The sequence below is a fragment of the Chryseobacterium sp. UYP7 genome (assembly GCF_056279225.1).
In genome coordinates this window covers 150,425-174,146 of sequence record NZ_JBWBQW010000006.1, presented here as the reverse complement: position 1 = coordinate 174,146, position 23,722 = coordinate 150,425, and the positions used below count along the sequence as shown (strand labels likewise).

Annotated in this window: 18 protein-coding genes and 1 pseudogene; 1 reads left to right on the top strand and 18 read right to left on the bottom strand. The window is 35.1% G+C overall.

The genetic code is table 11. The annotated features are described in order from the left end of the window. Nucleotides 1–283 precede the first annotated feature (283 nt). The 18 genes and pseudogenes from ACZ9HT_RS13165 to asnB form a co-directional block, all read right to left on the bottom strand. Nucleotides 284–847 (bottom strand): CIA30 family protein, encoded by a 564-nt coding sequence (locus ACZ9HT_RS13165; RefSeq protein WP_476040950.1) that lies wholly within the window; start codon nucleotides 845–847, stop codon nucleotides 284–286. A gap of 119 nt (nucleotides 848–966) precedes the next feature. Beyond that, nucleotides 967–1,512 carry a hypothetical protein gene (locus ACZ9HT_RS13160; protein ID WP_476040949.1) on the bottom strand — a complete coding sequence of 182 codons (546 nt, stop codon included), beginning with the start codon at nucleotides 1,510–1,512 and terminating at the stop codon, nucleotides 967–969. 86 nt (nucleotides 1,513–1,598) lie between these two features. Continuing rightward, entirely contained in the window at nucleotides 1,599–3,443 is a 1,845-nt protein-coding gene (locus ACZ9HT_RS13155) for a hypothetical protein (RefSeq protein ID WP_476040948.1), read from the bottom strand. Between the two features lie 187 nt (nucleotides 3,444–3,630). Then, a pseudogene (locus ACZ9HT_RS13150) lies at nucleotides 3,631–3,753 on the bottom strand (transketolase family protein); the annotation flags it as partial. Between the two features lie 84 nt (nucleotides 3,754–3,837). Then, nucleotides 3,838–4,686: a hypothetical protein gene (locus tag ACZ9HT_RS13145; protein WP_476040947.1), complete on the bottom strand. Its 849-nt coding sequence runs from the start codon at nucleotides 4,684–4,686 to the stop codon at nucleotides 3,838–3,840. Between the two features lie 372 nt (nucleotides 4,687–5,058). Continuing rightward, nucleotides 5,059–5,232 carry a hypothetical protein gene (locus ACZ9HT_RS13140; RefSeq protein ID WP_476040946.1) on the bottom strand — a complete coding sequence of 58 codons (174 nt, stop codon included), beginning with the start codon at nucleotides 5,230–5,232 and terminating at the stop codon, nucleotides 5,059–5,061. A 214-nt stretch (nucleotides 5,233–5,446) separates the two neighbouring features. After that, on the bottom strand, nucleotides 5,447–6,394 hold the full coding sequence (locus ACZ9HT_RS13135) for a transketolase family protein (protein WP_476040945.1): 948 nt from the start codon (nucleotides 6,392–6,394) through the stop codon (nucleotides 5,447–5,449). Between the two features lie 346 nt (nucleotides 6,395–6,740). Next, the gene (locus ACZ9HT_RS13130) at nucleotides 6,741–7,592 is read right to left on the bottom strand and encodes a transketolase (protein ID WP_476040944.1); all 852 of its coding nucleotides are present in this window, start codon (nucleotides 7,590–7,592) and stop codon (nucleotides 6,741–6,743) included. 110 nt (nucleotides 7,593–7,702) lie between these two features. Further along, nucleotides 7,703–9,055: a hypothetical protein gene (locus tag ACZ9HT_RS13125; RefSeq protein WP_476040943.1), complete on the bottom strand. Its 1,353-nt coding sequence runs from the start codon at nucleotides 9,053–9,055 to the stop codon at nucleotides 7,703–7,705. 17 nt (nucleotides 9,056–9,072) lie between these two features. Further along, entirely contained in the window at nucleotides 9,073–9,585 is a 513-nt protein-coding gene (locus ACZ9HT_RS13120; RefSeq protein WP_476040942.1) for a hypothetical protein, read from the bottom strand. Between the two features lie 168 nt (nucleotides 9,586–9,753). Further along, nucleotides 9,754–10,182 carry a transposase gene (locus ACZ9HT_RS13115; RefSeq protein WP_476041005.1) on the bottom strand — a complete coding sequence of 143 codons (429 nt, stop codon included), beginning with the start codon at nucleotides 10,180–10,182 and terminating at the stop codon, nucleotides 9,754–9,756. Nucleotides 10,183–10,413: 231 nt separating this feature from the next. Continuing rightward, nucleotides 10,414–11,853, bottom strand: a complete 1,440-nt coding sequence (locus tag ACZ9HT_RS13110) for a sodium:solute symporter (protein ID WP_476040941.1) — start codon at nucleotides 11,851–11,853, stop codon at nucleotides 10,414–10,416. 566 nt (nucleotides 11,854–12,419) lie between these two features. Further along, on the bottom strand, nucleotides 12,420–12,692 hold the full coding sequence (locus ACZ9HT_RS13105) for a GNAT family N-acetyltransferase (protein WP_476040940.1): 273 nt from the start codon (nucleotides 12,690–12,692) through the stop codon (nucleotides 12,420–12,422). 49 nt (nucleotides 12,693–12,741) lie between these two features. Continuing rightward, nucleotides 12,742–13,293 carry a TMEM175 family protein gene (locus ACZ9HT_RS13100; protein WP_476040939.1) on the bottom strand — a complete coding sequence of 184 codons (552 nt, stop codon included), beginning with the start codon at nucleotides 13,291–13,293 and terminating at the stop codon, nucleotides 12,742–12,744. 38 nt (nucleotides 13,294–13,331) lie between these two features. Next, nucleotides 13,332–14,516, bottom strand: coding sequence for an MFS transporter (locus ACZ9HT_RS13095; protein WP_476040938.1), 1,185 nt, complete (start codon nucleotides 14,514–14,516; stop codon nucleotides 13,332–13,334). A 197-nt stretch (nucleotides 14,517–14,713) separates the two neighbouring features. After that, the gene (locus tag ACZ9HT_RS13090; protein WP_476040937.1) at nucleotides 14,714–16,222 is read right to left on the bottom strand and encodes a catalase; all 1,509 of its coding nucleotides are present in this window, start codon (nucleotides 16,220–16,222) and stop codon (nucleotides 14,714–14,716) included. A gap of 311 nt (nucleotides 16,223–16,533) precedes the next feature. After that, entirely contained in the window at nucleotides 16,534–17,928 is a 1,395-nt protein-coding gene (locus ACZ9HT_RS13085) for an MFS transporter (RefSeq protein WP_476040936.1), read from the bottom strand. 435 nt (nucleotides 17,929–18,363) lie between these two features. Then, the gene (asnB, locus tag ACZ9HT_RS13080) at nucleotides 18,364–20,037 is read right to left on the bottom strand and encodes an asparagine synthase B (RefSeq protein WP_476040935.1); all 1,674 of its coding nucleotides are present in this window, start codon (nucleotides 20,035–20,037) and stop codon (nucleotides 18,364–18,366) included. 274 nt (nucleotides 20,038–20,311) lie between these two features. Here asnB and ACZ9HT_RS13075 point away from each other — a divergent pair, with 274 nt between their 5' ends. Next, nucleotides 20,312–23,614, top strand: coding sequence for a T9SS type A sorting domain-containing protein (locus tag ACZ9HT_RS13075; protein ID WP_476040934.1), 3,303 nt, complete (start codon nucleotides 20,312–20,314; stop codon nucleotides 23,612–23,614). Nucleotides 23,615–23,722 lie beyond the last annotated feature (108 nt).

Here is a 23,722-nt window from a genome sequence, read left to right as displayed (position 1 = left end):
ATTATTTATAATCTCCGGAGGAAAGATCTCGTTCTTCAATTGATTACGCTAAGATAATAGAATACATTGGATCAATAGACCGTTGTATTTTGAAAAGTATAATCATTTGTGGATTAAAATGAGATTTTAAATTCGACATTAAAAAAAATACCCTAAAGACGTTTTTTGTCACACATTTTGTGCAAAAAGCATTCATCAGTTTTTTGACTTATAAAAAATCCACTGAGATGATCAGTGGATTGCTTTGTTTTTATTTTGAATGTCTTGAAAAGCCGTTTAAAAATTAGTTAACCGCAATTGATTGAACGAATATTTCAAAGTTTTCTTCTTTTTTATTACCGATCAATAACTGCATTTCGACTACGTTTTCTCCATTATAATTCGGGACGTTCACAACTTCGCCTCTGTAAGTTGCCTGCATGGATTTAAATGGTATTGTGATGGTTTCCCAATCTCCATTGTTGTTCGTTGAAAAGGTAGAAGCATAAGAATGTCTGCCTTTCGGAGTTCTTATCCTAAAATTGTAATCTTTGCCGTCTCCCTTTAGATTTAATATAAAATTTTTCGATTCTTCATTAATGATAAAAGGCTCATTTTCGGAAGTTTGATGAATCGAGCAGAAACCACCATTGTTTTCCAGTGAAACGCGGCCGGTAAAAAGTGCCTCATTTTCGTCAGTCATTTTTAGTTGACTTTCAGATCTGCCACCCATGACGACATCATTTTGTATGCGCCATTTACCTTTACCCTGTTTCGTGAAATCATAGATCATCTGGCTGTTTTTTTCGGATTTTGCTGAAGTTTTATCCGTCGTTTGGTCAGCTGGATTTTGATTTGAATTTGACATACAGGAAATTGTTAAAAGTGATAGGATGATTAGTGGTCGCATTTTGCGTGATTTAAAAATACAAAATATTAAAAGATTTTTTTAATAGCCGTCAACTTTAGAATCGAATGCACGATTAATTATTTAAACTTCGATTGCTGCTTCAGGAATTCCAATATTTCCGTTTCTTCTTTGATTTCAAAATTGGCGATATAATCTTCTTTGAAAGTTTCGTATCTAAGTTTGGCGAGCGGAATTAAATACAAATGCTCTGGTTTACTCGGTTCTCCACCAACTCCAATTGCGATATATACTTTCTCTTTTTTAGTTTTTTCATAATAGTTGTAATTTCTAATCTGTCGTTCTTTCGCCCAGAAAACGTAGTCGTTTCCAAAAGATTGTCGCCATTTACATTCTACTGCAAATGGAGCACTTTTATATTTGAACTTTAAATCGGGTTCCAAATTTTCTAAAGCTGAGATCCCGTTTTTATGATAATCAGAAACCTTTCCCACAAACTTTATATCATTCTGTTTTCCTAAAAGTTGAATCATATATTCTTCAAAATCATCGCCTTTTTTCTTATTGATTTCTTCAGGTGTGAGTTCAATTTTCTGTTTTTTGGAATAGAAATAAAAGGAAACTGCTAAACTTGCAATTCCTAGAATTAAAAAAAGTAATGCCATTTTTTTCATTTAAATAATTTTGGAGCGATCATTTTCCCTCACCAGTGGTGATTTCCGGTTCGGTCAAATCGTGCAGGAGTTAAGATTTACTTACTCAATGCTTTACTTACTCGTTCTTCATTAATCAAAATATCTCTAAAAAGAACATGAGGAAATACAGTGTATTTTGAAGCTTTAAATGATTCAAAAATTTGAACTAATGTCGAGGATGTAATTAGAGACAGATTCATTTCAGTATCCATTTCGCAATCATAAACAAAATCGTCACTAAATTCTGGAGCAACAAGCAGAATTTTTACGATACGAAGATTATTTTTCAAAGCTAGATTTTGATAAGATTTTAATTGTCTAGAAACAGAACTGAATTTGTTATATCCTTTCTCTTTAATAGTTTTGCATTCGATTATTATAATTTCATTATTGCCCAAATTTAGTAGGACATCAATCATATCTTTCTGAGTGTTCAACTCATTTTTTAATTTTTCATCAACATTAAATCCTAGACCTGTAAAAATTATCCGCGTTAACTCCTCAAACTTTAATCCTAATTCACTTTCTTTAATTTGAATTCCGTTTTCTTTTAAAAGATTTAAGTTGCGATATCCAACGTTTGCATAGTTTTCCATGTAAAGATTTTCAACATCTTTGTAGTGTTCTAGAATGTTTAAGATATCATCACCACGTTGCTTTACTCCGTTGTCTTTTATAAAATGCGTAAGATCTGTTTTCGAAATTAAATCTAAAATATCTCTTGGCTTAATGTTATAGTCAAGCAAAAATGCTGCGTTTAGAACGTATTCATCTTGAAGTTCAAATTGCTCTTTAATCTCCTTATTTAATTTTGGCAATGAAATGTTTAACTCAGTTAACATTTTGTCATATCCATCATGTGATATTCCAACTTTATCATCTTTTTCGATAGCGTTAAAATATTCGACTAAACTACCAATTTTATCTTCTAAAGTATTTCCTTTTAAGTTTTCTATCCCTAAACCTTTTTCAACAACTTCAGTTAAAAATTTCTTTTTTTCAGTAAGAGAAATACCGTCTTTGTAAATCTCATTTTTAAGTATTGAACTTAGCGAAACTCCGTCATTTATAATCTTCTCAATTTTTTCAGATATTGACATTTTTCGATCAATATTATGGTTTTTCGCAATTTGATTAATGATAGGTTCTTTAAAAAGTTTAAGAGTTCTTCTATAGAATTTCTCTGCTACTTCTTTTTCTCTAATATCTCGCAGTAGTCGAACTATCTCATCTGCAACGTATATACAATTATCTTTTTTGGAGAAAAATAGAATTCCCATATTTTTGAGATGATTTACCACTTCCTGAATTTCAATTTTCCTTATAGGTAGAACCGAGTAGTTGATGAATTTAATTTCTTCTTGAGAAAGATCAAGCTGTTTTGCTAAAGTTAAAATGATTGAGAGTTCATCAGAGTTTACTTTAGTTTCTCTATTATTTGAAACGTCATTATGAAAAGCAGTATGAAGACAGGTTTTATAAATTCTGTAGTCTCTTTTTCTGTGTTCAGAAATTTCGGACTTTTCGCATTCTAAATGAATTTCTAGTTCTTTGATTTTGCTTTTCAATTTCTTAATCTCATTTTCATATAATCGGGAAAACCAATCTTGCTTCATTATGCAATTGCCATCGCGAATTATTATATCGATTAATATATCTAGCTGAGAATTAGCTTCGTTAAATTCGCAAAGAACATGTTCTTTAAATTCTTCTGCTATTAAATTAAAAATATTTACAACATTAATATTGTCAGCATTCTTAAGCCCTTTATCAGAATTGCTTAGAATTTTTTCAATTTCTTTAGCGTTTTTAGGGTTCTTTGTAATTTTATTATCAATTATTTTAATAAAAGAGTTTTTCTCCAATGATCCCAATTTGTCTAAAATTTTTTCAAGTTTCATCTTATGTTTAAATTTTGATAATTATTAATGTTATGGCTAAATGATTTATAAATATTGCAAAAGCTAAAATAGCAAATATTTCTCAAAAGGCATTTATGGATTTTCTATGTTTTGGCAATATAATTCTTGTGATAAAGCGAAAAAAAACACGCCTTTCGACGTGTTTTAAAAATATATTTCAAAAAAACTATCTTTTCATAATTATCTTCACTGCTGCAATCACATCGTCAGAATCAATTCCGTATTTTTTCATTAATTCTGCTGGGGTGGCAGATTCTCGGAAGATATCATTTACGATTACAAACTCTCTAATGAATGATCTCTTTATAAACAAAATTCTAATAAGATGTTTTTTTTAAGATGATTAAATTCTTTTCTTAAATATTTAAAGCCTTTATTTATCTAATTCAGCTTTTAGGATATTATAAACATTTTCACTTTTATAATTTTCTCTAAATATTTTGATCAGTTTATTGGTTCGACTATTCGGGTATTTCTTTTGGAAACGGTCAAATTCATCGATATTTTCAGGGTATATAAATGCATTCGCTAAATTTTCTGTTCTTTCCCGGGTTGGTGTATTGTCTAAGCCAAGCAGGTAATCTGATCGATAAGTCTTTAGGTCTTCTCGTACTTGAGGTAGCAGGCTGGATTTAGGATATTTATTGATGAAATTCTCCCAATAAATAATGCGGTCACCTAATTCTTTAAAGGTGATGATGAGACCAGCATCAGCTTGATAGGTTGTTTCGTTTTCCTTACTAATTAAAGATAGATAATCCTTGTAATCACTTGTAACGTAGGGACCAAAAATTTTGATGTAAAAATCAGATTTTGTTTCTATCTCAACGGATCCCTCTCCTAACTCTATAAATTTTAATTCATATTTGTTTAAATGATCTCCTAATGTTTTGATGACTTTTTTGTCTGACGGATTGTCACTGTAAAATCGATCTAAAACTGTAATTTCCTTTTCTATGATTTTACTTAGCAAAAGGTTGTTTTCCTTGTAATAGGTATTATACAATTCATTCGCTTTTTCAGGAGAAGAAGATTTTAGTTTCGATTGAACCTCTTCTTTATTTTTAGAAAATAATTCATAAACAGACAGCAAATCTTTCTCGATTGGCTCGGCTGTATTTTCCAAGCTCTTCGAATCGACCTTAAATTTAGCTTCTGTTTTAGGTTCCTTACAAGAAATTAAAATAAAACCAATTGTTATTATGGTGAAAAAATATTTCATATTGAGTGTTGTTAGTTTTTTAATAATCGATTAACATTAAAATTAAAAATTGATCAGTTATAATTTCTAATCTTTTTTAAAATGATCGAGTTAATGATATTGGTGCTTTTTTCCATTGCTAAGTTGAAAACTTATCCTTAAAATACGCTCTATTTTCCGTTGGACGATTAAAATGATTCATATCAACTTTATCTTAAGATGAGTTGTTACTTTCTACATTTTGAAATTTTCATGTTGCTCATCTTTAAGCAAATCAATTATAACAGTTTTCAATTCAAATTCTTGTTTTATATCTGAGCAACAGTGGCGCATTTTACTTCTTAAACTTGTTGCTGTTTCAGGTAATATATTTCCAAATTTGTTAAAAATATCTTAATTTCGCCACTGCGCCATAGCGACGAATAATTTGTCATCTACCTTGAATAGCTTTGACCCATAACTTCCTTCAAATTCATTTATAAGTTTAGTCAATTCGGTCCAGCAATCAATAGATTCAAATTTTTTTCCGTCGACGATTTTTAATGAATAGATAATTGTTAATTTCATTGTGCGTTTTTATAAAACTATTTGTCGGAAGAAATAATGTTAAAGCTAAAATACTTAATATAATTGTAGGTTGTTGATTTTGCAGTCGTTGATTTTCTATTCATCGCAGAAAATTTACTTTAATTTTTATGCAGAAAAAATCCACTGAAATAATCAGTGGATTTATCTATTTTCTAAAAGCGAAGCGATCTTTAATCTCTTCGTCTATTTAAAATTATCTCTTCATAATTCTCTTCACCGCCGCTTGAACAGCATCAGAATCAATTCCGTATTTTTTCATTAATTCTACTGGGGTTGCAGATTCTCCGAAAGTGTCATTTACGGCTACGAATTCCTGGATTGTTGGTCTTTTTCTGGACAACATTCCGGCAACGGATTCTCCTAGACCTCCGATATAATTGTGTTCTTCGGCAGTTACGATTCTTCCTGTTTTTTCTACCGATTTTAAGATGATCTCTTCGTCTAAAGGTTTGATCGTGTGAATGTTGATGACTTCACAAGAAATTCCTTCTTTCTCTAAAGCGTCTGCTGCCAATAAAGATTCCCAAACTAAATGTCCGGTTGCTACGATGGTGACGTCAGTTCCTTCCTGAAGCATAATTCCTTTTCCGATTTCGAACGGCATATCTTCTGGTATGAAAACTGGGACAACTGGTCTTCCGAATCTTAAATAAACCGGACCTTCGAAATCTGCGATGGCCAATGTTGCTGCTTTGGTTTGGTTATAATCACAAGTGTTGATTACGGTCATTCCCGGAAGCATTTTCATCATTCCGATGTCTTCTAAAACCTGGTGTGTTGCGCCATCTTCACCCAAAGTTAAGCCTGCGTGAGATGCACAAATTTTTACATTTTTATTGGAGTAAGCGATTGACTGACGAATCTGGTCATAAACTCTGGAAGTAGAGAAGTTGGCGAAAGTTCCAGTAAAAGGAATTTTTCCGTTGATGGTTAAACCGGCTGCGATGCCCATCATATTGGCTTCTGCAATCCCAATCTGGAAAAAACGTTCCGGTGCTTTTTCGATGAATTTCTCCATTTTCAAAGATCCGATAAGGTCTGCACAAAGTGCTACGACATTGGGATTGGTATCTGCCAATTCTGCTAATCCAGCACCGAATCCGCTTCTTGTATCTTTTTGTTCTGTGTATGTATATTTCATGATTTTTTTTGATGTTTTGATGTTCTGATTTTTCGATTTTCTCCGAATTTTGATTGTTGTTCCGTATTTAAATTACTAAAAGGTTTAATCTCGTCTACTGACGAGACAAAGTTCTTTTATAAATATGCTTTTAATTGCGTTCGCAAAGGCGTTTCACTTAGCAAGGTTCGCAAAGAATTTTATTTATTGCGAATCACGGTAATTACTTTTTAATAACGAGTTTTCTAATTATAAAATAATCTGCAGCCCGGCCTGAGTGGAGCTCTTTTTAATTGGTGGCTGAGCTTGTCGAAGCCAGCAATTAAAAAAGCGGGAACGGAGGCCGGAAATGTCTGCCCAATTGAGTTTAGTAATCACCCGGAGCTTCTAAATACAGTTGTTTGAAAGCCGTGTCCAGCTGTTCTGCATTCGGTGCTTTACCGTGCCAAGCGTGCGTTCCCGTCATATAATCTACCCCAAATCCCATTTCTGTATGCAAAATGATCACGACTGGTTTTCCCTGACCGGTTTCTGCTTTTGCACGTTCCAGAATTCCAATAACGGCTTCTAAATCGTTACCGTTCTTTTCTTCTAAAACCTTCCACCCAAAGGCTTCCATTTTTGCATGCAGATCGCCTAAATTTAAAACATCATCGGTGTCGCCATCGATCTGGCGGCCGTTATAATCAATAGTCGCAATAAGGTTATCGACTTTTTTTGCAGCGGCGTACATAAAAGCTTCCCAGTTTTGACCTTCCTGCAGTTCGCCATCGCCCTGTAAAGTGTAAATTAAACTGGTATCGCCATCTAATTTTTTTCCTAAAGCGGCGCCAATAGCAACCGACAGACCCTGACCCAAAGATCCGGAAGCGACCCGAATTCCCGGAAGTCCCTCATGCGTCGTCGGGTGACCCTGCAAACGGGAATTTAATTTACGGAAAGTTGCCAGTTCTGAAACGGGAAAAAAGTCGAATCTCGCCAAAGTAGAGTAGAACACGGGGGAAATGTGACCGTTGGAAAGGAAGAAAAGATCTTCGTTTTTCCCAGCCATACTGAAGGGTAATTTGTAGTTTAATACTTTCCCATAAAGTGCGGTAAAGTATTCGGTACAGCCCAAACTTCCGCCTGGATGTCCGGAATTTACAGCGTTGACCATTCGCAAAATGTCTCTTCTGATCTGTGTTGTAAGAGATTTCAGCTCTTCAATCGATTTACTCATTATTTAGATTTATTTGCAGGCGAATTTACAAATTTTTGATGGGTCTGGGAAATGAAAAAATCCGGGTTTTTGCGCCGGATTTTTGTTTTTAAAATTGACTGAACTTTTTTTTAAGGATAAAAAGTGTAGTCTATTTCAATTCTTTTTAAATTTTTATTTTTAATAAAATCAAAAGAAGTGAGTAGGTTTTTTTCGTTGAAATGATAGGTTCCACTTGGATTTAGCTCTTTGTTTATATTTCCATCAGAATCTTCACTTGAAAATTGTTCATATAAAATGGGCGATTTTTTCGTGATTTTATTGTTCATCGTCTGCAAAATTTTTCCATCCTGGTAGGAAGTGTAATTGGAAGTGAAAGGGAATTCATCTGTTTTTGTGCTGCATACGGTGGTCCACAATTCATTGTTAATCGTATAATTCACGCAATTGTTTTTCATTGTTTCTTCAGAATATGAATTCATTTGCGCATAATTTTCATCTTGCATAATGGTATAATTTTTTTGCAACATCTTGCCATTTTCAAGGTGATATACTTTAGTTTCGTCGCCTTCTCCAATATTTTTACTCAATATAAGTTCACGATCATCATAATTAATGGCCGTAACAGTCTCTTCTTGAGATTTAATTTGTTTTAAAATATTGTTCTCATACTCAAACCTCATTCTTGATTTTTCATTTCCTTCGCTGCCATAATGGATTACAGAAATTGGCTGGTTTTTTTCGTTCAGATCAATCGATTCATAAATTCTGCGTTTGCCATTTTTTTCAATAAAATAGGTTTTTATTGTTTTTACTTTGTCTTGATTTTGATTTAAGAACAGTTCTTTATCACCAAGAAAAGAAATGATGGGAAGTGATAACATTCGCAAATAAAAATCCATTACTTCCTTTGATTTTGGGGTAAAATTATTTTTAGACTGCAAAGCAGAAACTTCCTTTCTGTATAATTTATCATTAATGATATATGACGATTGCTTTTTTACGCCCAGTTGTTGCGCAACAAATTCTGTGGCTTTTATAATTCCTTCCTGAGTTTTAATTTTGTCGATCTTGTTGCCGCTCCAAAAAGCAATGGCTTCGTAAGAATTTCCGTTTTCACTTGCGTCTAGAAATTGTCCGTTTCCAAAATGAATATAAGTGTACTTATTAATATTAGTGATTTCAAAAGTATTTTTTGGAAAATTCTTCAACAATTCTTTTTCTTCCTGATCATCGCCAAAACTTTGGGAGTTCCACTGATCTGCTTTTATTAAAAATACATGAGCTTTTCCGGCTTTCACATTTAACGTATCTACATCGGGATCATCATTTTCCGACGGATAGCCAACTTCTGTTGCGTAAGCAGAATCTACGACTGCCGCTTCCTGAGTTATTTCATATTTTTGTTTTTTCTTCGTTTTTTTCTGTGCAGAAATTCCTATTGAAAATAACAGGATAAAAAGGAATTGAAATATTTTTTTCATCGTTTAAATTTTATTTTTTAACATCCTTCATTTAAATAAATCATTACTTCTACCACGATATTGTTGACCAATTTAAAGGAGAGTTCGGTTTGGGCATCCAGATCACTTAACCGAAAATAACTTGTTGTTTTCGATTTGCCATTATCGTCCCAGTCTTGACTTACAGAAAAATTCGGGTAATCTTTGTAGGCTTCTATCAATTCGGTTCTGGAGCTACCAACGCCCATTCCGCTTTTGGTTCGGAATTTTTTACTTTTTGTGCTTAAGACCTGAATGGTTTCAGTATTTTCCTGGTTTTCCCCGGCATAACCTTCATAAACCGTAATGTCGATTTTCTCCCCAAAATAATTAACCTGATTCCGCTGTTCATAATTGTCCGTTTTTTGGAATTTGCTTTTCGATAATTTTTCGGCATCGTCCTTCTTCATAAAGATCTTATATTCTCCAATTCTGAGGGTGGAGAGTTCGAAATTTTGGGCGGAGATGATGGTGGAAAAAAGAAACAGGAGAAGAATCGTAATATTTTTCATAGTCTGGGTTTGGTTTTAGTTTCCTTGCTAAGATATGATTTTTGAGGATTTTAATGAACTAAAAAAATCCGGGTTTTTAGCCCGGATTTTTGTTTTCTCAGAACCTTGTCATGGTTTTAAACCTTGACAAGGTTAAATCGGGATATACGCAAAGTTTTATTGTACTTTTCAAAACTGGTAATCCGTTTCTTTTTTATGGCAGAATACGAAATTTTCTTTACCCTCAAATAATTCAATCACTTCATTTCTTTTTAAAGAAGTATTCCTGTTGCTTAAAATTATTTTATAAGAAGAATAGTCGAAATTTTCAAAATCTTCAGAAATGGGATTTTGATGGATGTAAATAATGCATTGTCTTAGATAATCCTCAGAAGTGATTAATTTTCTTTTGAAGGGTGATTCAATTAAAGCACCATGTTTATTGTTTTCTTTGTTAAATGCTTGCGAGTAAGAATTGAAAATTCTTGAAAATTGTTTTGAAAATATATGTTGTGGAGAATGTAGGCCTTCAACCTTGTCAAGGTTCAGAACCTTGACAAGGTTTTGTAAGTCAGTATCGGATTTAATTTTAATTAACAAATGAAAATGATTTGGCATCAAGCAGTAAGCGTAAATATCACAAACATTTAAAAGTTTTTCTTTTATTTTATTGAGAAAAAAACAAGTAGTTTCGCTCAGTTTTAAAAATAATTTCACCAGTAGTCCCACGATTGTAAATGTGGTAAAAACAATCTGCTTCTATGGATGTTAATCTAATGTCCATGATTCATTTTTACTGATTTTTTTTTAAAAAACCTTGACAAGGTTAACTCTAAAGTCATTTTATTTTTAATTTTTCTTCCGAATCAACCACAATCCAAAAAACGTGATCAATCCATTAATGATCAACAACTCCAGTCCAATTTTGAAATCTCCGAAAACAGTTTCCTGGTATTTATCAATAAAGTAAGAAATGATCGGTGCCGCAATACAAACGTAAGGAACCCATTTATCAATGACTTTAAACTTCGTGAAAATTCCGAATGCAAATAGTCCAAGCAAAGGTCCGTAAGTAAATCCAGCCATTTTCAGGATTAAACCGATCATCGAATTATCGTTGATGAGTTTAAAAATAACGACCATAATTAAAAAAGCGAACGCAACGATGAGGTGCACTCTTTTTCTGAATTTCTCCTGCTCCTTCTCGGAAATTGGTCTTTCTCGCAGTCCAAAAATATCAATACACAAAGACGAAGTTAAAGCCGTCATCGCGCCATCTGCACTGGGGAAAAGCGCTGAGATCAAAGCGATAATAAAGATGATCGAAATAAACGGCGGCATGTGATTCAAAGCAATATCCGGGAACAGTTGATCGCCGGAACTAACCACGTGTTCTGTGTTTCCGTAAAGGTGCAAAAGTCCGCCCATGAAAAGGAAAAGAGAGATCACGACCACTAAAATAAAGCCGAGTACGACCATGTTTTTCTGGGAATCTTTCAACCTTGTTACCGACAATGATTTCTGCATCATTTCCTGGTCAATTCCCGTCATGGTGATTGTTATAAAAGCTCCCGCCAGGATCTGCTTGAAAAAGAAAGCTTTGCTGTCGACATCAGTATTAAAAACTTCGGTATAACCCAGTTTATTCATTTGCGAAATACTTTCCGTAAAATTTAAACCAAGATGATTCATCATGTAAACCGAGCAAATGATCAGTCCCAAAAGCATACACGTTGTTTGCAAAGTATCCGTCCAAACAATGGTTTTTACGCCGCCTTCGTAGGTGTAAAGAATGATCATTCCCAGTATTATTAGGGTAGTTACAATAAACGGAACGCCTAAACTGTCCAGAATGGCGAGTTGTAAAATGTTGACAACCAGATAAAGTCTCGCCGTTGCACCAACTAATCGGGAAACGATAAAGATCCAGGCACCGGATTTATAGGAAAGCTGTCCCATCCGCACCTGCAGATAACCGTAAATCGAGGTCAGTTTTAATCGGTAATAGAGTGGTAGCAGCACATAAGCGATAACGATATATCCGATCAGATATCCAATAGTGATCTGCAAATAGTGGAATTTATCTGCGCCAACAGCTCCCGGAACCGACACAAAAGTCACGCCCGAAAGCGAAGTTCCGATCATTCCAAACGCCACAAGCATCCAGTTGCTTTTTCGGTTACCGATAAAAAAACTTTCGTTATTACTGCCTTTTCCTGTTCGGTAGGCGACCCAAAGTAAAAGGGCAAAATAGGCAACAATGATCAACAGCAACACGATCGGATTCATAGAAATTGTTTTAAAATTTTCACAAATATAGTTTTTTTTGTCAGTATTTGCGCCTCTTTTAAAGTTATGAAGAAGATGAGTTTTTGGTTTTATTTGGGCGCCTTTTTCCACCTTCCACTCCCTCCCGATTTAACATCGGGATCCGTTCAAGTTGGGACGCAGATTAGATTTTCTCCACAAATCCGGATTAATAAAAGACCTTTCAGTTTTTCACCGAAAAGTCTTAAAAGTTGGTTTAATGAGAAGTTGTCAGACTTTGCTTGTCAAAGTCTTTTATATTATTGAACTGCGTTAATGCAAAACTCTTCAACAGGCTCAGAGTGACAGAGTTTACAATATTTATTGATTAGTCATTTGTCAGACTGAGCCTATCGAAGTCTTTCATAATATTAAACTGTGTTAATCCAGAACTCTTCAACGAGCTCAGATTGACAGTGCTATCAATATTTGTTAATCACCCATTTGTCAGACTGAGCCTGTCGAAGTCTTTTACAATATTAAACTGTGTTAATGCAAAACTCTTCGACAGGCTCAGAGTGACAGTGTTCAATGTTATAACCAAAAATTTACTCTGCCAGAATATCTTTAAATTCGGGAGTTTTAATGATCATTTTCTTGGCGTACGGACAAGAAGACACGATTTTTAGGTCATTTTTTCTCGCATAATCTACGGCAGCGCGCACGAGTTCTCGTCCTAAACCTTTTCCGCCAAATTTTTCATCCACTTCGGTGTGAATGATTTCTATGATATCTTCTTTTTTAATGTATTCCAAGAATCCGGCTTTTTGCCCGTCTTCATACAATTCGAAAGTATCGTCGTTTTGTTTTACTTCAGTCATCTCTTTATTTTTTTGATAATTATTATGTTACTGTAAATTTTTTTCGATTCTAACATCGGGGATAATCCATAATAGTGCCGCAGTGTAATATAGTACCACGGCTATGAATTGGGTACACAAAAGAAAGTAAAATTCCGTAAATATAAATCACTGCCGAAAGTTTTTCTTTGATCGTCGAGGTAAGTGCAATGGCAATTACAGAATCTTTTCCTTCCAGATCAAGACAGAATTTCTGTAAGATGTTAAAAGCCAGAGCGCACATTAAAAGGATAAATCCATATAAGGCGACCGGATTTTTTGTGAAATGATTTTCTTCCATCCAGAAGGTTTTAAATGGTAAGATAGAAAGCCAGAAAAGCAGATGAAGATTGGCCCAGAGGATTTTACCGTTCACCTTTTTCATCGCCTGAAAAAGATGATGATGGTTGTTCCAGTAAATTCCCACATATATAAAACTAAAAATGTAGGAAAGGAATTTGAAGATCAAAGGTTTTTGATCCTGAAAAGTTTCCCCTTCCGGAATTCTTAATTCAAGAACCATGATCGTAATAATGATTGCGAGAACGCCATCACTAAAAGCTTCTAATCTTCCTTTAGTCATCTATATTTAAAAAATAAAGATAATTAAAATCTTCAAAATTAAAGATGCGCTTTTCTGAATTTTGTCATACTTAGAATAAATAATCCCAAAATTCCCAGAATTAAATATCCTTCCGCAACACCCAACTGCATGGTTGGTCGAAGGAGCGCAACAATCCCATAACTTACTGCAGAGGTGATAATATAGGAAACTCCGCCTGTGAGACCGCCAGCAACTCCCGCAGAATTTGGGAATCTGCCGAGACAAAAAGCGAAATAATTATTAAAAATAAAGCCGGCAGTCACATGAATTACAAACGCAAACGCAACTAAACTGTAAATATTATTCAGAAAGAAAGAGCAAAATATCATGAGTAGAATTAGAAATAACTGAATGTAATTCGCAAATCTAATTTTAGGAAGAAAGTCTTTATCTATTAAAAATTTTCCTAAAAATCCTCCCGACATCCAGGCTAAACCAAGAATTAAAGAAACGTAACCGGCGACAACTTCGGAATAACCCATTTGATGTTCAATGATAAATGCGCCGCAAAGATTAAAGAAAATCACCATCGCGTAACTTACGCCGCACATCAACATCCCATAGAAAAAATCTTTGGCTCGGAACATCATGTCATATTCTTTCAATACAAAATCCAGAAGAAAAGGTTTTTTAACTTTCAGCGTTTCACCGGAAAACAGGAGTTCCGAAATTAATAACAGAAAACTGTACGCTGCTAAAACATAAAAATTCGACTGCCATCCAAAAAGTTTCTGCAAGTAACCGCCGAGAAAAGGGGCGATAATGGGACCGACCGACCAGACGATCGTCATGACGCTCAAATAATGTTTTCGTTTTTCACCGTCATAAACATCAACGAAGAATGCACGTTTAGAGACGACTGCAAAACCGGATAATATTCCTTGTAAAATACGCATCGCATAGATCACCATAATGTCTTTGGTTAAGGCAGTGACTAAAAAACTCACCATAAATAATCCCAAAGAAACCAGAGTTACCCGATATCTTCCGTAAGAATCTACGATACTTCCCGCAAAAAACTGAGTGATTCCGTAACTGATCAAAAATAAAGTAAGGGTGAGTTGAATTTTCGTTTCCGGCTGCTGAAGATCGATCGCCATACTTGGCATGGATGGTAAATAAATATCGGTTGCTAAACCCGACATTGGGATCACTGCAAACGCAAGTAAGGTTGCAATAAACTTATTTTTTTCTTTTAGCATCTTTAACTTAAAACTTGTTCCTGAATAATTAAAGGCGCAAAAATCGGGAATTTCTGCGGAAAATGATGTTGCAAATAGTCAAAACAGAACATCGAAAAAAACAATGGTGAAAATGCTTTTTCTTTTGAATAATAAAAAAAGTGGAATGTTAATTAAAACAATTCCACTTTTTAAATTTATTAAAAATTTATTAAAAATTATACAGATTTTTTTGGAGCCCATTGATCGTAAGGTGTCATATCGAAATTATTAACTTCATCCATACTTAATCCCAGAGCATTTGCAACTCCCTGTCCGTATTCCGGATCGGCTTGGTAGCAATTTCTGATATGGCGGATCTGGATAAATTTTTCTGCACCACCAACTTGTCCTGCGGTGTTTTTAAACAGTACTTCCGCTTTTCCATCTGCTTTAATGATCCGGAAGAGATCGCCTGGCTGCGTGAAATAATCATCATCATCGTCCCGGAAATTATAAGCGTAAGCGTCGCCCGATAATTCCAGGGGCGGTTCTTTTGCAGAAGGCTGTTCCTGCCATTCGCCATAACTGTTGGGTTCGTAATGTTTGGTCGCGCCGTAATTTCCATCAACACGCATTTGACCGTCGCGATGGTAAGCGTTATAAGGACATCTCGGTTTGTTTACCGGAATTTGATAATGATTTACACCCAACCTGTACCGTTGCGCATCGCCGTAAGAAAATAATCTTCCCTGTAACATTTTATCGGGGGAGAACCCAATTCCGGGAACGATATTCGTTGGATTAAAGGCAGCCTGTTCAACATCTGCGAAATAATTTTCTGCATTTTTATTCAGTTCAAATTCACCTACTTCAATTAGCGGGAAATCTTTTTTAGACCAGACTTTTGTTAGATCAAACGGATGAAAACGGTAGGTTTTTGCTTCTTCTTCGCTCATGATCTGGACAAACATTTTCCATTTCGGAAAGTTGCCTTCTTCAATATTTCCAAATAGATCTCTTTGCGCAGATTCACGGTCCATTCCAACTAATTTGAAAGCTTCTTCATCGGTTAAATTTTCAATTCCCTGCTGTGTTCTGAAATGAAATTTCACCCAATGCCGAACATTATCATGATTAATAAAACTGTAGGTATGACTCCCAAAACCGTGCATGTGTCGATAACCATTTGGCAATCCGCGATCGCTCATTATAATGGTCACCTGGTGCAGAGATTCCGGAAGTAAAGTCCAGAAATCCCAGTTGTTATTTGCACTTCGCATATTGGTTTTTGGATCCCGTTTAACGGCGTGATTTAAATCCGGAAATTTCATAGGATCGCGGAAAAAGAAAACGGGCGTATTATTACCAACCATATCCCAGATTCCTTCGTCGGTATAAAACTTTAAAGCAAATCCCCGAATATCTCTTTCGGCATCGGCGGCACCTCTTTCGCCTGCCACGGTAGAAAATCGCGCAAACATTTCTGTCTGTTTACCAATTTCGCTAAAAATATGAGCCTTTGAATATTGAGAAATATCGTGCGTAACGGTAAAAGTTCCAAAAGCACCGGAACCTTTGGCGTGCATTCTGCGTTCCGGAATGACTTCTCTGTCGAAGTTTGCCATTTTTTCCAGAAACCAAAAATCTTGCATTAACAAAGGTCCTCGTGGTCCGGCGGTTTGTGAATTCTGATTATCAGGAACGGGTGCTCCTGTTTGTCGCGTCAGTTTTTTCTTTTCGTCCATTTTAATATATTATTTAGATTATTAAAGTTAGGAATTAAAAGTTACCAATATCATTGCTTTTGTCTAAAACGGTCATCTATTTCAAACTAAAAATTATTTTCGATTGAGAATTGTTAAATTTTAAAATCTTGTAAATAGAAAAAGCGGCCAAAAAATTGACTGCTTCATTTAGGATCTGATTTAATTCTGAATTTTAGCTCTCTTTTTTCTTATTGAATAATATTTGCCAGAAATGGATGCGGAGTTATTTTAGGAAAAGTCGACATTTAAATTTTCTGGAGACCTTACGACGTACTAAATTGCAAGTGCGATTAAGCTTGAGATTTCATGTTTTCACCGTCTGAAGAATGCAGTCTTCTGAACACAAATCCCGATATCACCGTTAACAATCCAACAATATAAAAAGTGTAGCGAAAGGCGAGATGCGTATTTCCGCCTGTTAATATGGTGTTGTTTTCGAATAATTTTAGCGCGATCAATCCGAACGCAATACCAAAACCGACGGCCAGTTGTTGATTCACGGCAAGTAAAGAATTTCCGCTGCTCGTGTGTGAGATTCTTAAATCAGCGATCGCGATCGTATTCATAGACGTAAACTGAATGGAATTGAAAAAACCTAAGACCGAAATGATCGGGATAAACCAGTAGATCGAGGTGTTAATTCCCGGAATTCCGAGGCACGCAATTAAAATTCCAATGATGAAAGTGTTGGTCATTAAAGTTTTTCGGTAGCCGAAATAATCCAGGATCTTAATGACTGAAGATTTCCCGAGCATTGCCGTTAAAGCCATTGGTGCTACGATCCATCCGGAAACAACTGCACTTTCTCCGTACGCGATCTGTATCATCAAAGGTAATAACAGAGGTATCGAACTAATTCCCAATCGCGTCGCCAGGTTTCCTAAAATTCCGACGCGAAAAGTTCTCACCTGAAATAAATTCAAGGGAAAAATTGGATTGGGCGTTTTTTTGGCGTGAACGTAATAGTAATAGATCATCAAAAATCCCAGGATGAAAATGAGCAAAATTAAAGTGGTGTGCTGCGAATTTCCAAACATTTCCAGAGAAATTGATAGCAGGAGAGAAGCGGATGCGAAGATTAAAAAACCCTTCAGATCGAAAGTGATTTTTTCTGACCGGTAATCCGGCATATATTTTAAACTGAGTAAAAGTCCCAGGAGTCCAATAGGAATGTTGATGAGAAAGATCCAGTGCCAGGAAAGATAATCTACCATATATCCACCAACCAAAGGTCCCAGAACTGGTCCGATCAAGGCCGGAATAATAGCATAATTCATGGCTTTCATCAACTCATTTTTCTCATAAGTTTTAATTAAAGCCAGGCGACCAACCGGTGTCATTAAACTTCCGCCCAAACCTTGAATAACACGTGAAATCACCAACTGCGTAAGATCCTGAGAGAGTGCACAGAACAAAGAACCCAACATAAAAACCACTAAGGATAGCATGAAGATCTTTTTCGTGCCGAATTTATCCGCGAGAAAACCGCTCACGGGCATAAAAAGCGCTAAAGTTAAAACGTAACTGATAATTGCATTCTGCATATTCAAGGGTGACTCCTGTAAATCCCTTGCGATGGAAGGCAAAGAAGTGTTTAGAATCGTAGAATCCAGCATTTGCATGAAAATGGAAGTTGCCAGAATTAAAGGCAGATATTTCTTGGTCGCGTTATCGGAAAATGGCATTCGGCAAATCTAAGGTTTATCATATCAAAGGCATTGCCAACGGATTACTCTTTATCAAAAAAGGTCATCGATGAAATCTTTTAGCAAATTCCTGGAATTTTGTACCTATGATTTTATAGTTGGGGCGATTAACTCAGAATTTTACTTAAAGAATTATACCTGACATCTTATTTCCATTAATGAGTTTCGGATGAAACCGATCAACAGATAAATAAAAACTTTTTTTTGATTAAAAAGGTTGATTTCTATTTTAATTTTTATCTATCAATTTTGGCTAAAGCCATTTATTTCTTACATAAAAAAAACGGGCTAAAGCCCGTTCCTATTGAAAATAATTGATCCATTTTCTGAATTGTTAGCGCGAAATACTTCAAGGTTTGGAGAGTGGTCAACTGCCCGTAATTTGGCTCTTTTTACTTTTTTCCTGGCTCTACACTACAAATAAGAATCCTCGTGAACCGATTTTACGGCTCTTCCGCTTGGATCGTTTGCATTTTTAAAGGCTTCATCCCATTCCAACGCAATCGGTGTTGAACATGCGACGGAAGGGACAGAAGGAACCGTGGCCGCCGCCGTTTCGCTGGGGAAATGCTCTTCGAAAATGGTTCGGTATCTGTATTCTTCTTTATTTTGAGGGGTGTTCAACGGGAAACGGAATTTCGAGTTGGTCATCATTTCGTTGGTCACTTCTTTTTCCGCAACTTCTTTTAAAGAATCGATCCAGGAATATCCAACGCCATCAGAAAACTGTTCTTTTTGTCGCCACGCAATACTTTCAGGTAACAGATCTTCAAAGGCTTTTCGCAAAACCCATTTTTCCATTTTACCTTCTGCTTTGCTGACCATTTTATCTTTCGGGTTAATGTTCATCGCCACATCCATAAATTCTTTATCCAAAAACGGAACCCGGCCTTCAATTCCCCAGCTCATCAACGATTTGTTGGCTCGCAAACAGTCATAAAGATGAAGTTTGGATAATTTTCTTACGGTTTCTTCGTGAAACTCTTTCGCATTTGGCGCTTTATGGAAATAGAGATAACCGCCAAAAAGCTCGTCGCTGCCTTCACCGGAAAGCACCATTTTTATTCCCATCGATTTGATCACTCTTGCCAGTAAATACATCGGCGTCGAAGCCCGAATGGTCGTAACATCATAAGTCTCCAGGTGATATATCACATCGCGAACTGCATCTAAACCTTCCTGAACTGTAAAATGAACTTCGTGATGAATAGAACCGATATGTTCTGCGGCTTTTTGTGCTGCAATTAAATCCGGACTGCCTTCCAGACCAACTGCAAAACTGTGCAATCGTGGATACCAGGCTTCCTGCGTGTCGCCACTTTCAATTCTGTTTCTGGAATATTTTGCGGTTACCGCCGCAATGATCGAAGAATCTAAACCGCCGGAAAGCAGAACGCCGTAAGGAACGTCGCTCATTAGCTGTCGGTGAACTGCGTCCTCTAAAGCTTTTCTAAGGGCTGGAATATCTGTTTTATTGTCTTTCACGTTGTCGTAATCGATCCAGTCTCTTTTGTACCACTGCTGCATTTCGTAACCGTCTTTGCTGTATAAAAAATGTCCGGGTAGAAAGTTTTCGATGGTTTTACAAACGCCTTCCAAAGCTTTCAGTTCGGAGGCGACATAATAATTTCCGTTTTTATCCCAACCCTGGTAAAGCGGACAAATGCCCATATGATCGCGCCCAACCAAATAAATATCGTTTTCAATATCATAAAGAGCGAAGGCGAAAATGCCGTTTAGTTTTTCGAGAAAATCTTTGCCATCGCGTTGGTATAAAGCTAAAATAACTTCGCAATCTGACTGTGTTTGAAATTCATAATTCGGAAATTCTTTCCTTAATTCCTGATGGTTGTAAATCTCCCCGTTCACGGCTAAAACCACTTTTTTATCTTTTGTGAAAAGCGGCTGTTTTCCCGAAGTTGGATCAACGATCGCCAATCTTTCATGAGAAAAAATTACTTTTTCATTCTGAAAGATCCCGCTCCAGTCCGGACCGCGGTGACGGATTTTTTTAGACATTTCGAGAACTTGAGGTCTTAAAACCTCTGTTTTTTGTTTCGCATCGAAGAGGCATACAATTCCGCACATAATTCTTATATTTTTGAGTTTGGTAACTTTTGATTAAAATTCTACAGCAAACATATTACAAAAGTTTATAAAATGAAAGAATAAATTTAAATAAGTGAATAATTTACTAACATTAATTTTAATTTAGGAAAAATTTAAGTTCAAAAGGAAATTAAGGAGCGTTTGGTTAAAATAATTTATTAGGTATATAATCGGAGAAAATAGGGTTTTTCTTATTATTCGTAAATAATAAGCTCCATAAGCTATAAAACAATATATTTACAAAAATTATTTTATGAAAAAAAATATACTCTTTCTTTTATTGTTAACATTCTCGACTTATTCATTTTCTCAAACTGCGCCAGCCAATACACGATTATTTCAAATAAATACTTCAAAAGGCAGCGATTTAAAAATCGTAGAATCCACTCCGCAGAATGTTTACCATATCGGGACTGCAAATGCTGAAATTGGGTTTGATGGTTTGAGTTTTTCTCAAGTTGGTTTGGATGATCTTTATATTTTAAAATCAAATGCTGCAACAGGCGGAAATGTTTGGTTCAAAACTTTTAACGCGGGTGTAAAAGGTTTAATTTCTCCACGAAGCGTCTACATTGATTCTGGCAATAATCTGTTTGTTTATGGAACGTTTTCGGGAAGTATTTCCGCAGGTTCTACAGTTGCAACTTCATCTCAAACAGTGAATGGTTTTCTTCTAAAATTAAATGCTTCTGGAACTGCAGTTTGGGTAAAACCTTTGCAACTTTCTGCGACCTCAAACCTTAATCTACATTCTGGAGCGAAAATCGCAACCGATGACACCGACGTTTTCATGACGTATAATGCGACAAATTTGATGCGCATTAACAACACAGATGGAAGTACAATTTATGACAACGTTTATACCGGAATTGATTTCAGATCAATTTTGTTAAAAAATTCTGAGATTTATGTTGCTGGTTTTTCAATTAATGCATCGACTGCTTTTAATTCTGAAATTATAGATGGTCCAAATCAGGGTTTTGTAATTAAAGGTAATAAAGATGCGGTTTTTTCTTCTTCTATTCAAACCAAAAATGCAGGTGATCTTTCAAATGTTGCGGATATTGCTTTTGCAAGTGATGGAGATTTACTAATTTCTGGTTATAACAGAAATAGAATGAGTTTGAAAACAAGCTCTGGAATTATTCCCTATACCTTTGCTGCAGATAATAATTTTGTCAGTACAAAACTCTATTATTATGTGGCAAAAGTTGCAGATAATTTATTGAACATTAAACATTTTCGAAGTTCAGGAGTAGTGAGTGGTACCGTAAATTTGAGTGCTTTTTCCAATGAATTTGACTCAAAAATAGTTCCCTATGGTAATAGTTCGAAATACCGACTGATTTTATCTACTGGAGATTCTTATCGATTTTCTGGCACTTTTACAAATGCAAATGGATCTACAATTACTTATGATGGACGCTTTACAGGCATTTCATTTTTAGTTTCTGCTGATATTGATGGAAATTATACTGGAGAAATTCAACCAATAATTAAAAATTTTCCTGCAAGTTCTTCCGCAGATTTTTACACTGTTGTAACGCCGAATTTTCGCGTATTTAACACAAAAGTTTATACAATTTCCTCTGAAAATCTGTTATGGACAAAAGAGAAAGTAAGTTCAGTAGGTGGATCCATTGATAAAATTTTTGGGAAGCACCTAACATCGGAACCAGGTGATTTATTATTTACGGCAGTAGTAGAAGGAAAAGCTAATTTTTACGGAACAGCGGTTAATAATTTAGATAATCAAAGAACAAGATTAATTGCGAGATTAAGTGTTGACGGACAACCAAAATGGCTCGCAAAATTTGAGGGTGAATCTGGAGCACAAGAATTAGGTAATGGTAATCAATTCGCATGCGTAGATCAAAACGATAATTTATATTTTTTAGCAAATACCAAAGGTTTAAATTCTTCATTCACAGACGCAGTAGGAACGGTAACCAATTTTCCTCAAAATCAATACTCATCTTCTAAAATTCTGATAAAAATTGATAAAAATGGAAAATATCTTTGGTCTAAAATTATGAGAGACCTTTTCGATGTTAATGAAAGTTTGGCAGCAGTTGCTACAGATAATTTGGGTGATGTTTATATAGTGGGTTCAAATTTCGGAAGTAATTTTGTAGTTGACGGCTTTAATTTTGATGGGCAGACTTTTGTAATGAAGTTAAATTCATCAACTGGCTCACTCATTTATGGTAAATCTTATGATACTTTAGATGTTTTTTCACTAATTCCTGTTTTTGATTCAGCCAACAATTTGTATATCTTCAGTGAACCCGCTTATCCCACCGGTGATTATCTCTTAGACGGTGTTACTATACCAACAAATGTGGCACAAGGGTTAGATTTTTTAATGTTAAAATTTAACGATACAGGAAATGTGATTATGGGCAAAAATTTCTATGCAAATGCTCCTGCAAATCTTAACTCTTACGTTTTCCCAAATGATGTGAAATTTGATGGAACAAATTTTATCATTATGGGAACTTTAGCAAGTGGTGCAAATTCACCCAGTTATTTAGGTTTAGATTTAGCGATAATTCCAAGAGAATTTCCACTACTCATTTCTAATCTTCCTTTCATGGCAAAAATTGATATTGGTGGAAATATTATATGGCAAGATTTAATTCAAACGAATAAAGCGGCAACTTCTTACACGAATATTGAGTTAGATGCTCAGAAGAATATTTACCTCTATTCTTACGCGAGAGACAAATCAAAATACAGAGGAATAGAATATTCTTATGATGCCATAAAAGGTGATAAAATTGCGCAGAAGTTTGACACCGCTGGAAATTTATTGTATACCGTAAAAGTTGATAAAAGATCGAACCCCATATCTCCAATGATTGATGTAATAAAGGAAGATACTTTTAACATTGTTGCTACAACTTCTGAAAATAATATTTTAAATTATCCAATTCAGAACTCCAATGGATCTAATGTCTATATAACAACCTTCGGAACTTTAGACAAAAAATACATGACTCCGAAAAAAGATTATTTAGAATTAAATGCGGTCACCATTTCAAATAATCCTCTTTCGACTCAAAACGAAATATCTTTTGATCTCATCAATAATGTAAACTGGACCGCAACAAGCGATCAATCCTGGTTAAATCTTTCCTTTATAAGTTTGATATCCAAATCACCACAAAATACAATTACTGGAAATGGTGATGCAAAAATCACTTTAACTGCAGATCAAAACACAAGTGGAGTTTCGAGAAGTTCAAATGTGGTTATTTCTGGTGAAGGAGTTCCAGCCAAAACAGTAATTGTTTCTCAAACTACCACTTTAGGAACGAACAGTAATGCACTTTCCGTCATCACACTTTATCCAAATCCGACTTCCGATTTCTTAAATATAAAATCTGAACAGAAAATTTCTAAAGTGGAGATTTATGACATGAGCGGGAAATTAGTTCAAACCTCAAAAATGAACAATGATAAAGTTTCAGTCAGTAAATTACCGAAAGGAAATTACCTTATAAAAATTCAAACTGAAAATGGAGTAGTGAACTCTAAATTTATTAAGAATTAAAAATTGCTTCACTTTCTAAAATCAAAAACACTTCTGTAAAAAGGAAGTGTTTTTTTTGTGAAAAAGGGTGAGTTTTTAAATCATTTAAAAGATTATATTTACAAAAAT